This window comes from Mesorhizobium sp. LMG 17147, assembly GCF_024297145.1.
Lineage (GTDB): Bacteria > Pseudomonadota > Alphaproteobacteria > Rhizobiales > Rhizobiaceae > Mesorhizobium.
The window spans coordinates 105,151-119,102 of sequence record NZ_JANCTC010000001.1; the positions used below are offsets into that span (position 1 = coordinate 105,151).

At 64.0% G+C, this 13,952-nt stretch carries 20 protein-coding genes and 1 tRNA gene; 9 read left to right on the forward strand and 12 right to left on the reverse strand.

Annotation, left to right across the window (positions count from 1 at the left end; genetic code table 11):
* Nucleotides 1–10 precede the first annotated feature (10 nt).
* Together NMG46_RS00525 and NMG46_RS00530 are read right to left on the reverse strand one after the other, a co-directional pair.
* Nucleotides 11–559 carry a DNA-3-methyladenine glycosylase gene (locus NMG46_RS00525; RefSeq protein WP_302893448.1) on the reverse strand — a complete coding sequence of 183 codons (549 nt, stop codon included), beginning with the start codon at nt 557–559 and terminating at the stop codon, nt 11–13.
* A 94-nt stretch (nt 560–653) separates the two neighbouring features.
* On the reverse strand, nt 654–983 hold the full coding sequence (locus NMG46_RS00530) for a hypothetical protein (RefSeq protein ID WP_254815809.1): 330 nt from the start codon (nt 981–983) through the stop codon (nt 654–656).
* A gap of 259 nt (nt 984–1,242) precedes the next feature.
* On the opposite strand from NMG46_RS00530, the gene NMG46_RS00535 reads away from it, so the two are divergent.
* Both NMG46_RS00535 and NMG46_RS00540 read left to right on the forward strand, forming a co-directional pair.
* On the forward strand, nt 1,243–1,761 hold the full coding sequence (locus NMG46_RS00535) for a metallophosphoesterase (RefSeq protein WP_254815810.1): 519 nt from the start codon (nt 1,243–1,245) through the stop codon (nt 1,759–1,761).
* Nucleotides 1,762–1,835: 74 nt separating this feature from the next.
* Nucleotides 1,836–2,150: a hypothetical protein gene (locus tag NMG46_RS00540; protein WP_254816401.1), complete on the forward strand. Its 315-nt coding sequence runs from the start codon at nt 1,836–1,838 to the stop codon at nt 2,148–2,150.
* Nucleotides 2,151–2,251: 101 nt separating this feature from the next.
* Here the strand turns inward: NMG46_RS00540 and NMG46_RS00545 are convergent, their stop codons facing one another.
* The 5 genes from NMG46_RS00545 to NMG46_RS00565 all read right to left on the reverse strand — a co-directional run bounded on the left by NMG46_RS00545 (nt 2,252) and on the right by NMG46_RS00565 (nt 5,432).
* Nucleotides 2,252–2,485 carry a hypothetical protein gene (locus NMG46_RS00545; RefSeq protein WP_254815811.1) on the reverse strand — a complete coding sequence of 78 codons (234 nt, stop codon included), beginning with the start codon at nt 2,483–2,485 and terminating at the stop codon, nt 2,252–2,254.
* Nucleotides 2,486–2,523: 38 nt separating this feature from the next.
* Complete coding sequence (locus NMG46_RS00550; RefSeq protein ID WP_254815812.1) at nt 2,524–2,733, reverse strand: hypothetical protein; 210 nt, start codon at nt 2,731–2,733, stop codon at nt 2,524–2,526.
* Nucleotides 2,734–3,023: 290 nt separating this feature from the next.
* A complete protein-coding gene (locus tag NMG46_RS00555; RefSeq protein ID WP_254815813.1) occupies nt 3,024–4,013 on the reverse strand; it encodes a DUF2332 domain-containing protein in 990 nt (329 codons plus the stop codon).
* Nucleotides 4,014–4,272: 259 nt separating this feature from the next.
* Nucleotides 4,273–4,349: transfer RNA gene (locus NMG46_RS00560), tRNA-Arg, on the reverse strand.
* Nucleotides 4,350–4,511: 162 nt separating this feature from the next.
* Entirely contained in the window at nt 4,512–5,432 is a 921-nt protein-coding gene (locus NMG46_RS00565; protein ID WP_254815814.1) for a zinc-binding dehydrogenase, read from the reverse strand.
* A 312-nt stretch (nt 5,433–5,744) separates the two neighbouring features.
* Between NMG46_RS00565 and NMG46_RS00570 the strand changes: the two genes are divergently transcribed.
* A complete protein-coding gene (locus NMG46_RS00570; RefSeq protein WP_254815815.1) occupies nt 5,745–6,554 on the forward strand; it encodes a helix-turn-helix transcriptional regulator in 810 nt (269 codons plus the stop codon).
* Nucleotides 6,555–6,591: 37 nt separating this feature from the next.
* On the opposite strand, the gene NMG46_RS00575 is transcribed toward NMG46_RS00570, so the two are convergent.
* Nucleotides 6,592–7,485, reverse strand: a complete 894-nt coding sequence (locus tag NMG46_RS00575) for a D-alanyl-D-alanine carboxypeptidase family protein (protein ID WP_254815816.1) — start codon at nt 7,483–7,485, stop codon at nt 6,592–6,594.
* A gap of 220 nt (nt 7,486–7,705) precedes the next feature.
* Between NMG46_RS00575 and NMG46_RS00580 the strand changes: the two genes are divergently transcribed.
* Nucleotides 7,706–8,812, forward strand: coding sequence for a hypothetical protein (locus NMG46_RS00580; protein WP_254815817.1), 1,107 nt, complete (start codon nt 7,706–7,708; stop codon nt 8,810–8,812).
* Nucleotides 8,813–8,888: 76 nt separating this feature from the next.
* Nucleotides 8,889–9,509 carry a nucleoside triphosphate hydrolase gene (locus tag NMG46_RS00585; protein ID WP_254815818.1) on the forward strand — a complete coding sequence of 207 codons (621 nt, stop codon included), beginning with the start codon at nt 8,889–8,891 and terminating at the stop codon, nt 9,507–9,509.
* A 40-nt stretch (nt 9,510–9,549) separates the two neighbouring features.
* Here NMG46_RS00585 and NMG46_RS00590 read toward each other — a convergent pair whose 3' ends face one another.
* Nucleotides 9,550–9,831 (reverse strand): hypothetical protein, encoded by a 282-nt coding sequence (locus NMG46_RS00590; protein WP_254815819.1) that lies wholly within the window; start codon nt 9,829–9,831, stop codon nt 9,550–9,552.
* Here NMG46_RS00590 and NMG46_RS29630 point away from each other — a divergent pair.
* Nucleotides 9,824–9,952 (forward strand): hypothetical protein, encoded by a 129-nt coding sequence (locus NMG46_RS29630; RefSeq protein WP_302893450.1) that lies wholly within the window; start codon nt 9,824–9,826, stop codon nt 9,950–9,952. The two genes, NMG46_RS00590 and NMG46_RS29630, sit on opposite strands and share 8 nt — an antisense overlap.
* A gap of 21 nt (nt 9,953–9,973) precedes the next feature.
* Here NMG46_RS29630 and NMG46_RS00595 read toward each other — a convergent pair whose 3' ends face one another.
* From NMG46_RS00595 to NMG46_RS00605, 3 genes are all read right to left on the reverse strand, one after another.
* Nucleotides 9,974–10,678: a glutathione S-transferase family protein gene (locus NMG46_RS00595; protein ID WP_254815820.1), complete on the reverse strand. Its 705-nt coding sequence runs from the start codon at nt 10,676–10,678 to the stop codon at nt 9,974–9,976.
* A gap of 136 nt (nt 10,679–10,814) precedes the next feature.
* A complete protein-coding gene (locus tag NMG46_RS00600; protein WP_254815821.1) occupies nt 10,815–12,023 on the reverse strand; it encodes a beta-ketoacyl synthase in 1,209 nt (402 codons plus the stop codon).
* A gap of 4 nt (nt 12,024–12,027) precedes the next feature.
* A complete protein-coding gene (locus tag NMG46_RS00605; RefSeq protein WP_023677013.1) occupies nt 12,028–12,282 on the reverse strand; it encodes an acyl carrier protein in 255 nt (84 codons plus the stop codon).
* Nucleotides 12,283–12,514: 232 nt separating this feature from the next.
* Between NMG46_RS00605 and NMG46_RS00610 the strand changes: the two genes are divergently transcribed.
* The 3 genes from NMG46_RS00610 to NMG46_RS00620 are packed head-to-tail and all read left to right on the forward strand — an operon-like array spanning nt 12,515 to nt 13,935.
* Entirely contained in the window at nt 12,515–13,327 is an 813-nt protein-coding gene (locus NMG46_RS00610; protein WP_254816358.1) for an urease accessory protein UreD, read from the forward strand.
* Between the two features lie 28 nt (nt 13,328–13,355).
* Complete coding sequence (locus tag NMG46_RS00615) at nt 13,356–13,658, forward strand: urease subunit gamma (RefSeq protein ID WP_023677011.1); 303 nt, start codon at nt 13,356–13,358, stop codon at nt 13,656–13,658.
* A gap of 19 nt (nt 13,659–13,677) precedes the next feature.
* Nucleotides 13,678–13,935 (forward strand): DUF1272 domain-containing protein, encoded by a 258-nt coding sequence (locus NMG46_RS00620; protein WP_254815822.1) that lies wholly within the window; start codon nt 13,678–13,680, stop codon nt 13,933–13,935.
* The last annotated feature ends 17 nt before the right edge of the window (nt 13,936–13,952 follow it).

Sequence of the window (13,952 nt, forward strand, 5' to 3'; positions counted from 1 at the left end):
GCCGCAGGCGTCAGAACTTGCGGCTCAGATAATCCGAGCCGCGCAGCCCGAACCGCCACTCGGCATCGATAGCCTTGGAAATGCCGATCCGGCGGCCTGTAAGAATGGCGCTGGCGTCGCCCGGCTGCCTGAATTCGAATGGCGGCACGTCCAGTGGCAGCCCGTCATGGAATTTGTCGATTGCCAGCGCCTGGCAAAGACGACCGGGTCCCGAGCAAAGCAGCCGGGGGTCGTCAACGCCGCGATTGGCCCGCATAACCTCCAGCCCGGATTGCGGTTCGATTGCGCGGATGAGCACGGCACTGCCGGGCAGGCACACGGCATTGAGGCACCAGTGCAGGCCATAGGAGCGATAGACATACGCGCTGCCCGGGGTGCCGAACATGGCGCCATTGCGCACCGTCCTGCCACCGAAAGCATGCGAAGCCGGGTCATCGGGGCGATAGGCCTCGGTCTCGACGATGATGCCGCCAACGCCGTGCAAAAGCAGCGTCGCGCCAATCATGTCGCGCGCCACGGTGGTGGCGTCTCGGGCAAAGAATTGGTGGTTCGTGGTCAACGTGCACCGGACTGATCGCGCCTCAACCTGGCGCGTCAGCAAATTCTCGGACCGGAAGCAAAATGTCCAGCCACTGCTCTCGGATCTGCGATATTCAGCGCAGCATGGCTGCGCCGATGAAAACCGCCGCGGCCAGCACGACGATGGCGGCAATCACCAGCACTGGCCCATATCTGCTCGGTTGGACGTCGGGCTCATCCTTCAGCGGACGCATCGCATTGGCGTAGCTCGCCTGGTTGGTGAACTCCGGCTTTTCATGAGGCGCAGACCGATCCTTTGCCGGAACGCTGCCGCCCGATTCCGCGTCCGTTTCCATGGGAGCCGCGGCTGGGTCGATTCCCGGTGTCTTATCCCCTCCGCGCCCGGCGTCGATATCGCCCCGCGCTTGAGCCGGGCTTCGCCCAACGGGTGCTGCGTCGGTCATCGTCGAGGTCCTTTCAGAGCATCGGCCTCAAGCATTCTAACCTGCGTCTCATTTCAAAGTTCCCCCGTTTCACAGTTCCCCTTCTTAAAGTTCTCCCTTCTTAAAGTTCCCCCTTCTTAAAGTTCCAACAAGCGGAAGCCGCCTAGGCCTGTTTACAGGAACAACCGAAGATCGAGCGGGTTGAGCAAGCATTGGGGAGAGCAACATGGACTTGGTGCGCCACGCGCCCAGATCGGCAGTTCGAAACAGGCTCCAGCGCATGATCTACTTCACCGCCGACACGCATTTCAGCGACCCGCGCATTTTGCGCATCGACCGCCGCCCGTTCGGCTCGCTGGCGGAGCATGATCGGGCGCTCATTGCGTTCTGGAACGAGACTGTCGGGCCGGACGACGAGGTCTGGCACCTCGGCGATTTTGCCAAGGGCTCGGCGTCCTTCGTGTCGTCGCTGCTGTCGTCTCTTCATGGCAGCAAGCACTTGATCATCGGCAACAACGATGCTGCGGCCACCATTGACGCGACGGGTTGGACCAGCACGCAACACTACAAGGAGCTGACGCTCGGCGGCAGCCTGCTGATCCTTTGCCACTATCCTTTTCGCACCTGGAACCAGATCGGCCGGAGGTCGATCGACCTGCATGGCCATTCGCACGGCCGGCTCACCCCGGTCACGTGCCAGTATGACGTCGGCGTCGACAGCTGGGATTTTCGTCCGGTCACGCTTCCCACTATCCTCGCCAGCCGCGGCCGCCGGCCGGCAGGGGCAAAACCCGGCTGAAGGCGGCTGGCCGCAACCGGAACCTCCGCGGAGCTGAGGCGTTCGAAAAATTGCAAGGCGTAAAGGCAACGGCAATGGCTCAGAAGATCACGACAGGCATGAATGACCGGCCGCGCAATGAAACCATCGGCCAATCCGGCGAAGGCCTGCCGGACGACAGCAGCAAGCCGCTCGAGGTCGACGAAGGCTTGGTCGCCCGGTTGAGAAACAAGCTGCAGGGCAAGCCCCGGCAAGCCGCTCAAACCAACATGGACGAGGTTCCGGCAGGCGTCCCCGGCGCTGGCGAGAACATTTGCCGCCGCTGTGCAGGGTCAGGCATGATCGACGGCCGGACCTGCCCCGAATGCGGCGGAACCGGCAAGGTGACGACGCCGATAGGCGGCGGCTAAAGCAATTCCAGGAAAAGTGTGAAACGGTTTTCCGTCCGGAGTTGCGTCAAAAAGATAGACCGGTTCTGCGTTTCCGTAAAACGATGAGCCGTCCAGCACGGTCAGATCGCCGGCACCCACTTCCAGAACACGCCCTCCTTTCGGTCGGGGTAGTGCTTGAAGTCGCATTCGAAGCGCCAACCGTAATTCTTGGCGGCCGCAAGCGCCTCCTTGCTGACCGGGTTCATGCCCGTTCCCGGCGCAAACCAGTCCTCCAGCAGGTCGTCAGGTATGTAGGCGCCGATCCTCAACGGCAGCTTTTCGAGAACGACATCCATTTCGGGCGGTGCGGGCACAGGGCGATCCCTTCGAGGTCTACTCACGAAGAAGTCGTTCAACGCCAAGCGGGTTCATTCTTTTGTTCATAGTCCTGGAACGCTTTCTGGAGACCGCCGATCACCTCGGCGGACGTCTCGGACATCGCCTTCAGCTGCGGCTCATCGACCTTCTCGATGTCCTCGCGAAGGTGCTGTTTCACCTCCTCCAATTTCTTCTGCATCTTCTGCGTGTGGTGGCGCGGATCGCGGTCGGCAGCGCTTGTCATGATCAATCTCCAATTTTCGGATCTCGGAGAACTCGGCCCGGCCTCTGAGGATCGCCAGGTGGGTTTGCAGTGTAAACGGCTGGCCGATAGCTGTGGTTCCCGATTGCGGAGACGGTCTGCGCGGGCCTCGGCTCGCCATTCTCGTTCTCGGCCGACCGGTAGAGGCGGTGACAAGACAAGTCGGAGAGGTCGCTTCCAATGAATTCGAGACGCAGCAGTCGAAACGAGTATAGATGAAGCTGGGAACTGATGGCGCCTCTGGCCAAAGACGGTAATCCGCCACCAATATCCTACGCCTCGTTCGCGATCCATTCGAGCGAGGCGCCATGCGGGTCAGTCCAGGCTACAGGGGAGCCATTCGCAGATAGGAGGAAGCGGCCGGGCGGCCAGCTTGTTCCGGCGCGTGTGGCGATGGACGGGAAGACACGAGGGAACTCGTTCGATACCCAATAAGGCGAGAGACGCATCGCCTGCTCGGCGAAAGCTTCTCTGTCACCAGGGTCGGAGACATAGTCGAGGACGGCGGTGTGAAAGATGACGAGTGTAGCGTCGTTTGGCGCTTCGTTGCAGAGTTGCACGAGGTCGCTCCCGCGCAGGTCGCCCTTCACCACCCGAGGCTTGACTGTGGCAGCGATCTTCAGGGCCGCCCGCAGATTGGCGAGCCGTGCTGTCTGTTCCGGCCAGACCAGTGTCTCAAGCCATGCGACTTGCGAGTCGTCCGAAGCATCTATCGGGCTCAGGTCCAATCCCGCCCGCCAGACGACTTGCGGCAAGGCCGTCGGCAATGGCGTTGTTTCGCTGGCGAGGCATCGGAAGACAGGCTGCTCCAAGGCCATCGCGGGTGCGCGGATCACCGTGCGTCCATAGTCATAGCCGTAGAGGTCCGGCATGAGGCAGAGCCCTGCGGATGTCCCGACCTCGATGAGCGCCAGCGGCTGCGGCAACCGCGCCAGGACGGGGAGCAGGGTGGCGCATCTTCCCGGCTCGTTGGTTTGCGTTGAGCGCTCGAGCATAAGCGAGCGGATAGCGTCTGGATTAGCCTGAAGCGCCTGGCGAAACTCGGTCCACCCTGTCGGCGTACCGAACAGGTGACGCACCGCGGCAAGTAGAAGATTCGGTTGCCGCTTTACGTCCGGGAGGGTCCACAGGAAACCGAGCGCCTCCCGATCCCCAGCGACTGCCCGAGCCAACTCCTCGTAGAGCGGCGAGCGACCGCGAGCTTCCGTATCGGCGAAGCGAATATATCGGGCTGAGATCTCGGCCAAGCCCTCCTCGTCCATATCCGCTGATCCTCGGTCCCGACGTCTCATCACAGTACATGATCCACGGATCTTATTGGAGCCAGGCCCGGCGTTTTTGCACAAGCTTGACCCTCCGCGGACTTCCCGCGGTCGCCTACTTAACCGTTGCGCTAGGAGGCTCTGCGCAATCCAAAATTTGGGGAACAGTCCGTAATTAGTGGCTCATCCAAGGGGTGCAGTCCACCATGTCTCCGGTATAAACCGCAACCCATGTCTCCGGGCCGTACCCTTTGAGATTTGGCGCACCCGACAGGATTCGAACCTGTGACCTCTGCCTTCGGAGGGCAGCGCTCTATCCAGCTGAGCTACGGGTGCTTTCAGGATCGGCGATCCGGAAAACGAACCAGCCGGTAAACCGGCCAGCCCCGGCTTCTTAGCGGAAGCCGGGCCGGGCTTCAACGGGCAATCGCGGACGGACTCACGTTGCCGTAGCAGCCCATGGGATAGATACCTGTCCCGTCCGGTGGCCGCGGCTGCTCATGCGGTCACGGTAAGCACCGCCTTGCCACTGATGCTGCGCTGCCGCAGCGCGTCGAGGGCTTGGCCGACGTCTCGCCACGGCACGGTCAGGACCACGCGCGTTTCGAGCTGGCCGGCTGCGATCAGCGCGAGCAGCGAGGCGATGTCGGCGCCGACCTCCGGACCGGACGTGTAGTAGGCGAAGGTCTGAAGCCGCGCGCCCTCGTGACCCGGCACGAATTGGCGGAAGCCGATGGGCGTGAGTTCGCCGCTGCTCGAGCCGAACATGACGACGGTCCCGCCAGGCGCCACCCGTTCGATCGCGTGGGCGAGGCTATCGCCGCCGACCGATTCAGTAATCAGCGAGAACAGTCCTTCGGCCAGCTCGATCGTTTCGACGACCCGCTCGGCTCCGAGGTTGCGGAGATCCGCGGCATGCCGGGAGGCGGCGACCGCCGTCACCGACGCGCCCTGCCGGCTGGCGAGCTGGACCTGGAAACGGCCGACCGCGCCGCTTGCGCCGGTAATCAGGACCCGCTGGCCGGCCAGCTCGCCGCCAAGGCGCAGGGTCCGCAGCGCGGTCGTGCCTGCGACCGGAACAGTGGCGGCGGCAACGAAGCTGACGTCGTCCGGCAGGATGGCAAGGTGGTCGGTTGGAACGGCAACATTTTCGGCCCACCCCGCCTCGTCGACCAGAGCCGCAACGCGGGCGCCGACGGCCGGCCCGGAGCCATCGGCCGCGGCGCGCTCGACAATTCCGGCGACGTCCTGGCCAGGCACCCAGCCGTTCGGGCGGATGTTGAGCAGGCGCAGTTCGCCGCGGTTCAGCGAGACAGCCCGGACCGAGACCAGCGCCTCGTGCGGGGCGGGCTCGGGTTCGTCAAGCTCGGCGAGCTTCAGCCCTGTGGCGCTGTCGAGAGAGGTGATTAAAGCGAGCATGGCGTCATGCGTCCTTGCTGCGGCGTGCCATGCCTCGGACGTGCCCGGCTTGGCGGGGCAGGCGCGGGGCGGAGGATCTCGGAGCCCAGCCGCACGTCGATGCAGCGGGCCGAACAGGCCAAGCCGTCGCCGTCTCCGATGGCCGCCGACGATGCGATCCACCGCCCGGTCTTTCAGCGCGGCCACCGGGCGTCTGAACAATCTTTGTCATCGTATTTGCAGGCTCCTGACCCGTTCGCAACTCGGAGCCTATCGACTTTGCTGATGGAAGAATTTAGCTATTATGCCAGTTGATCGCTAAAATCAGTCAAAATGAGACAGCCGCTTCGCTACCCCTGGCCGAATTTCGATCCCGATGACGTCCTTGCCCCGGCAATTGCCGTGCGCGTCGACGTTCCCGAGACCAGGGCGGAGGTGCCGGACCATCGCCACCGCAAGGCGCAACTCGTCTTCGCGCTGGGAGGTGGCGTCACATGTCGCGTTCCCAGCGGCCTGTGGATGGTGCCGCCTCATCGCGGGGTGTGGATTCCGGGTGGCATGCAGCACAGCAACGTCGCGACCGCCAATGCCCGGATTTTTTTCGTCTATGTCGAGCCTGGAGCCACCGACCTGCCGGACCGGTGCTGCACGCTTTCGATCTCGGCGTTGCTGCGCGAGCTCATCATCGAGCTGGCGGATCGCGGTGAGGATGATAACGCGAGGGGCGAACTCCTGACCAGGGTACTGCTATCCGAACTGCCGCGCATGCCTGTCCAGCAGCTACATTTGCCGATCTCGTCCGAGCCGCGCTTGAGGCGCATCGCCGCGGCGCTGGCGGAAGATGCTGCCGACCGCAGCACCCTGGCGGAATGGGCCAATCGCGTTGCGCTCAGCGAGAGCAGTCTCGCACGTCTCGTGGTCAAGGAGACAGGGCTGACCTTCGGGCGCTGGCGCCAGCAATTGCACTTGATCGTCGCGATGCGCGAGCTGGCCTCCGGCGCCAGCGTGCAGCAGGTTTCGGCCGATCTCGGCTATGAATCGGTCACCGCCTTCATCACCATGTTCAAGAAAGCGCTTGGCAAGCCGCCGGCAAAGTATCTTAGCAGTGTCGCGCAAAATGGCGGCTCTGCGTTTGTCGCCTGATGAGCGCCCCGATCCGCCGCCCCCCGGACGTCAACCCTCACTGCTGCTCGGCATACAGCAGCCGCGTCGTCGCATTCGCCGTCGCCGTCGACAGGCTGCGCTGGATCAGCGCCTCGACGTGGTCGTTGCGCTGGCGCGCGCTGTCGGCGCCCATCACCACGATGATCAGCCTGTGCCCGTCTGCATTATAGGAGGTAACGATGTTGAAACCCGAAGCTCTGATGTAGCCGGTCTTGATGCCGTCGACGCCGCGCACCCGGCCGAGCATGTCGTTGTGGCCGTGCACCAGCCTGCCGCGGAACATGAAGTCGCTGTCGGAGAAATAGTGGAAATGCTGCGGGAAGCGGGTGTGCAGCGCCATACCGAGCACCGCCATGTCACGCGCCGTCGTGTGCTGGTCGCCATCCGGCAGGCCCGAGGCGTTGCGGAAGACGGTGCTGCTCATGCCGATCTGGCGCGCCTTGGCGGTCATCATGCCGGCGAACGCCTCTTCGCTGCCGCCGAGATATTCGGCAACGGCGACCGCCACATCATTGGCCGATTTGACGACGATGGCGCGGATCGCCGAATCGACGTCGATCGTCTCGCCGCGCCTGAACCGCAGCTTGGTCGGCGGCTGCCGCGCGGCGTTGTCCGATACCGGAATTTGCGTCTCCTTGCTGATCCGCCCCGACTCCAGCGCCTCGAAAAGAAGGTAGAGCGTCATCATCTTGGTCAGTGACGCCGGATAGCGTGGCGCCGTGGAATTGACCTCGAACAGCGTCTTGCCGGTGCCGGCGTCGATGACCATCGCGGCATATTTCTGCGGCGGCGCCGGCACGGCCAGCACGCTGTCGGGCGGCGTCACCGTCGTGCAGCCGGCGGCAAACAGCAGCAGCGCCAGCACCGCGACGTAATTGTGGATGAGCGAAAAGAAGCGCAAGGCGGACAAGTCGGTTCCGAAGGCAGGCTGTTTCCGAGACGAGGCGAAGCTATCTTACCGCAAAGGCACAGTCCATTTGGTTAATATCGGTCGGGGCCTGGATTGGTGCCCTGTCCACAGGCCGACATGGCCGCTGTGCCGAGCCGTCTGATGAGAATTGCCGGCCACCACGCTTGCGCAACCGGCGGCGAGTGGGCTTTGTTGGCGCCGGCAGAATCGGTAGGTGCACATGGATACGGTCACGATCACGGCAAAAGGCATTTCGGTATCGGTCGATCTTGCCGTCGGCCATCTCGCCGACATGGCGGTCGATATCGATGGCCTTCGGCTGAACCCTTTGCATCGCGCACCCTGGGTCGGCGAGCCGCGCGAGACGCTGCCGAAAGATCTGCCTGAAGGTACGGTCCACCTGTCCGGCGATTTCCTCTGCGCGCCGTTCTCGATCAGCGACGTCGAAGCGGCACCTTTGCATGGCTGGCCGGCCAATAGTCGCTGGGACGTCGTCGACAGCGCGGCAACGGCCGATGGCTGGCGCGCTGTCTTGCGGCTGCAGCGCCTGGTCATGGGCGCAACCGTCGACAAGATCCTGATCGTGCGCGACGATCATCCCTTTCTCTATCAGGAACACGTCTTTTCCGGCGGGGCCGGCGCCATTCCGGTCGCCCACCATCCGATGACGGTGATGAAGGCCGGCGGCAGGCTGGCCTTCTCGCCGAAGCGCCTTGCCGCGACGCCGAACGAGCCGCCGGAGCCCGATCCGGCCCGCGGCCGCTCTTTGCTCGCCTACCCGGCGCGCAGCACCGACCTGACGCGCTTTCCCGCCGCCGACGGCGGCACGATCGACCTGACCGGCTATCGCATGGACCAGCTGCGTGAGGACTTCGTCACATTGGTCGAGGCCGACCATGGCGGACCGGGCTGGACCGCGCTGGCGCGCCAGGCGGAAGCCGACCTCGTGCTGGTGCTGAAGAACCCGGCCGAACTGCCGGTCACCATGCTGTGGGTCAGCAATGGCGGGCGCGATTACGCGCCATGGAGCGGCCGCCACCGCGGCGTGCTCGGCATCGAGGACGGCCGCACGGCCGTCGGCCATGCCGCCTCGCTCGGCGACAACTGGCTGAAGCATGAAGGCGTGGCGACCGCCTTTGCCCTTGCTGAAGGGCGCCGCTTTTCGTTCCGCCATGTCATCGGCGCACTGCCATGGCCATCCGGCGAGCCGCCGCGCGACGTCACGACCTCGCCGGGCCGCATGCGCATCCTGGCGGCTGACGGTGCCGAGCGCGACATCGGCTTCGACAGCGATTTCCTGCGGATCAGCCAGTCCAGGCCCGATTGAAGGCCTGGCACAAGCCGCGTTTGAAATTTTCGAAAACTGCCGCCAAAATGCGCCAGAACCATCTTAACGGATGCCAATGTCTGAGATCGCACATCTCGCCGCTACCATTTTCAAGCGCGCCGGCAAGGCGCCGCGCTTCATTGTTGCCATTGCGGGTCCGCCCGGCGCCGGCAAGTCGACATTGTCGGCAGGCTTGCATGACCTGCTGCCGGAAGGCACGGCGGAAGTCGTGCCGATGGACGGGTTCCACTACGATGACGTCGTGCTCGAGCGGCGCGGCCTTCGCCAGCGAAAAGGTGCCCCGGAAACCTTTGATTTTGCCGGCTTCGAAGCGCTGCTGAAGCGCATCCGCGCTGGCGAGCCGGATATCGCCATCCCGGTGTTCGACCGCAGCATGGAGCTGTCGCGCGCTGCCGCTGCGATCATCGCCGCCGAGACCAAATTCATCCTGGTCGAAGGCAATTACCTGCTGCTCGACGAAGAGCCATGGACGCGGCTGGCGCCGCTGTTCGACTACTCGATCTTCGTCGACGTGCCGCGCGCCGAGCTCGAGCGCCGACTGCTCGAGCGATGGCACGAGCACGGCCGGTCCGACCAGGACGCGCGCGCCTGGATTGCTTCCAACGACATGCCGAACATCGATCGCGTGCTTGCCCGTCGGCGGCCCGCCGACCTGGTGGTCGGTGGACAGGCCTGATCTGGTAAGGACGGGCCGGAACCTTAACACTTTCAGGCCGTTATCCCGGACACGGCAATTGTGCCGCATGAGGGAACGGTTCGATGGAAACCATGGCAAGAAAGCCTGCGCCCGCCAAGGGCAAGGTAACACGATCAAAAATCACTCGAGCGAAAACCAGCGCCGGCCCGGCAGGGGCGGCCCACTCCAAGGATGCGGCAAAGCCCAGCTTTGGCAAGGCGGCGCCGAAAAAGGTGATGCCTGCCGCGGCCAAAGCCGCTGCACCCAAGGCCAAAAGGTCGGCAAGCAGCAGAGGATCGATCGCCGGCAGCGCAATGCGCACCGTTAAGGCAACGGCCAATGTCGCCGCCGGTGCCGTGCTTGCGACCGCCAAAGGTGCGGCGTCGCTTGCCGCTTCCGTAGTCGGCAAGGGCGGCTCGAAACCCCGGACCAAGGCAAAATAGCCGGGGCAGTCAGGGTTCTGATCAGGCTCTGGCCGGAATGGTGAGGCCCCTCTGCACCGCCGGCCGGGCAAGGCCACGCTCCAGCCATGCGCCCACGCCGGGGAAATCGTCGAAACCGACGAGGTCCCGCGCCTCGTAAAAGCCGATCAGATTGCGCACCCATCCAAGCATCGAAATGTCGGCGATGGTGTAATCGTCGCCCATGATCCAACTGCGGCCCTTGAGCCTCGTTTCGAGGACGCCGATCAGCCGTCGCGACTCGTCGCGATAACGCTCCAGCGGGCGCTTGTCGGCGATTTCGCGCCCGGCGAATTTGTGGAAGAAACCGACTTGGCCGAATATCGGCCCGATGGAAGCCATCTGGAAGAACACCCACTGGATCGTCTCGTAACGCAGCGTTGCGTCTGCCGGGACCAGCTTGCCGGTCTTGTCGCTGAGATAAAGCAGAATGGCGCCGGATTCGAACAGGCCGATCGGCTTGCCGCCCGGGCCGTCCGGATCGATCATCGCCGGGATCTTGCCGTTCGGGTTCAAAGACAGGAATTCCGGCGTCCAGCTCTCGTTCTTGCCGATGTCGACGGCATGCGGCTCGTAAGGCAGGCCAAGTTCCTCCAGCGCGATCGATATCTTCACCCCGTTCGGCGTCGGAAACGAATAAAGCTGGATGCGGTCGGGGTGGCTCGCCGGCCAGCGCCTGGCGATCGGAAACGCGGACAGATCGGTCATCGAAACTCCTGGTCGGGGACCGCGCCGAGCGGCATGGTCATGGCGGGTCGCAGAGAGTTAGGCGCGACGCCTGGCGCGATCAATATGCGCATGGAAAGTTTCACCGGCCCCGGTGAAAGGCCCGCAAGGGGTGTGGTCACACGGCCTTGACCGCCAGCACCGCATTGGTGCCGCCGAAGGCGAAGCTGTTGCTCATCGCGGTGCGCACCGCGCGCTCGCGTGCCACGTTCGGCGTGATGTCGAGATCGCAGTCGGTGTCGGCTTCCCGATAATTGGCGGTCGGCGGCACGATGCCTTCGCGGATCGCCATCACGCAGGCGATCATTTCCAGCGCGCCGGATGCGCCGAGGCAGTGGGCATGCATCGATTTGGTCGAGGAGACAGAAAGCTTGTAGGCATGGTCGCCGAACACGCGTTTGATCGCCGCCGTCTCGATCTGGTCGTTGGCCTTGGTGCCGGTGCCATGCGCGTTGAGATAGTCGACGTCCTCCGGATTGAGCCCGGCATCGACGAGGCAGAAGCGCATCGCCGCCTCCGGCCCTTCGATTGTTGGCGCGACGATATCGGAAGCGTCGGCGGAAAGGCCCACACCGGCGATTTCGGCAAGGATGGCGGCGCCGCGCGCCATGGCATGCTCATAGGTTTCCAGCACCACCATGCCGGCGCCTTCGCCGAGCACGAGCCCCTGGCGGTCGGCCGAAAACGGCCGGCAGGTGTCCGGCGACAATACCCGCAGGGCCTCCCAGCCCTTGAGGATGCCCCAGACCAGCGGCGCATCGGTGCCGCCGGCGACCATGACGTCGGCCCGGCCGAGCCTGATCTGATCGACCGCCGAGGCAATGGCGTGGTTGGATGACGAGCAGGCAGAGGTGATGCCGAACACCGGTCCACGCAGACCAAGATTCATGCTGACATGGCCGGCGGCTGCGCCCGGCATTACTTTCGGTACGGTGAAGATGCCGGCGCGGTTCTTGCCTTCGAGCAGGATGGCGCGATAGTTCTCTTCGATTGCCTCCCAGCCGCAGACGCCGACGCCGACGATGGTGCCCATCCGGTAGGTGTTGGCCGCGTGCGGGTTCAATCCCGCCTGCTGTGCCGCCTCCCGCGCGGCGATCGTCGCCAGAAGGCTGAAGCGGTCCATCGACACGACCTGTTTGCGGTCGATGCCGTGCTCGGGAAGCGCCTTGATTTCGCAGCCGACCTTGACCTTCAGATCATGCAGCAGCGGATTGTCGATCGCGCCGATTGCCGAACGGCCGGCGCGCATCTCATTCCAGATTGCCGGTGCATTGGTGCCGAGGCCGCATAACCCGCCGATGCCCGTGATGACGATGCGCTTGTGCATTCAGTCAGGCTTTTTTCGCGATCAGCGCGCGAACCGCCTCGACCATGTCGCCGACATTCTTCAGATTGCTCCAGGCATCGACCGTGTTCATCTCGATTTCGATGCCATACTCTTCCTCGAGATCGAAGATGATCTCCGTCAGTTCCAGCGAATGGATGCCAAGCGCGGTCAGTTCGGTACTGGTGGTGATTTCCTCGCCGCCCGGCTCGGCATGAGCCTTGATCTTGGCGATGATATCGTTTGCCAGCTGGTCAGCCATTCGGTTTCTTCCCCAACTCTGTCGTTTCCCGACGCCAACTGATCAGCGCCCCTTTTGTCCTCGATTACGTCGCCATCGTCGCCTTTTACCCCCGCCAGGCGCCGGTGACCGTACCAAGGTGGCTCCCTCTATAGAAACCGAAACGCTGTCAAGCAACAAGCTATATATCGACAAAGCCGCCGCAGTGCTTAACGTTGGTGTCGTGGACACGATCGCATATAGCTTGACCTCAGTGCCGCCGGCCCAGCGCGTTGCCGGCGTTGCACGGCTTGGCTGCGACTGGAACGGAGGCCGCACGCGTCTTCGGCGCCTGTACCAGGACGGCTCGGCCAAGATCCGCATGCCGGCAGTCTCGGCCGATCCGCTCGAAGCCGTCCTGATCAACACCGCCGGCGGGCTGACCGGTGGCGACCGTCTCGCCTGGGAGGTCGATGTCGGTGCCGGCGCGTCCGCAACGATAACGACGCAGGCCTGCGAGAAAATCTACCGCGCCGCATCCGACCGCGCCGAAGTGCGGGTGCAATTGAGCGCCGGCGAAGGCGGCCACATTGCCTGGCTGCCGCAGGAAACCATCGTCTTCGACCGCTCGGCCTTTGCCCGCACGCTTGACGTGGAGCTTGCCGCCGGAGCCGAGGCGCTGATCCTGGAAGCTACCGTCTTCGGCCGCCTGGCCATGGGTGAACGGGCTTCGCAAGGCCAATTCCATGACCGCTGGCGCGTCCGCCAGGACGGGGCGCTGATTCACGCCGAGGAGTTTCGCATCGGCCCGGACATTGCCGGTACCTTGAATCGTACGGCGGTTGCCGGCGGCGGCATCGCGGTGGCGACGCTGCTGATGGTGTCGACGCGGGCAGAAGCTTTGCTCGAGCCGGCCCGAGCCATGGTCGGCGGCCAGGGCGGCGTCAGTTTCTGGAGCGTGCGGAAATCTGGCAAGCTTCTTGCTCGGCTGTTCGCCGAGGACGGCTACCAGCTCCGCAAGCGGCTGGTGCCGCTTGTCGAATTGCTCAACGGACGGGCGGGCCTGCCCAAATTATGGTCACTCTGATTTCGATTGTACCACTGCAGGAAGACGCATGAATCTGACGCCGAGGGAGAAAGACAAGCTGCTGATCGCCATGGCGGCGATCGTGGCCCGCAAGCGGCTCGAACGCGGCGTCAAGCTCAACCATCCGGAAGCGATCGCGCTGATAACCGATTTCGTCGTCGAGGGTGCCCGCGACGGCCGCGCCGTCGCCGAGCTGATGGAGGCCGGCGCCCACGTCGTCACCCGGGCCCAGGTGATGGAAGGCATTGCCGAAATGATCCACGATGTGCAGGTCGAGGCGACGTTTCCAGACGGCACCAAGCTGGTGACCGTGCACGAGCCGATCAGATAACGCTGCCAAGGAGAGGAAAATGCTTCAGCTGCGTCCAAACTGCGAATGTTGCGACAAGGATCTGCCGCCCGATGCGACGGACGCGGTGATCTGCACCTTCGAATGCACCTTCTGCGCCGACTGCGCACAAAACGTGCTCGGCGGCGCCTGCCCGAATTGCGGCGGCAACTTCTCGGCTCGCCCGATCCGTCCGGCAGCGCTGCTGACGAAATATCCGGCCTCTACCAAGCGCGTCCTCAAGGCAGAAGGCTGCGGTCCGGCCCGCAAGGCGGCGTGAGAGGCATGATGATCTCG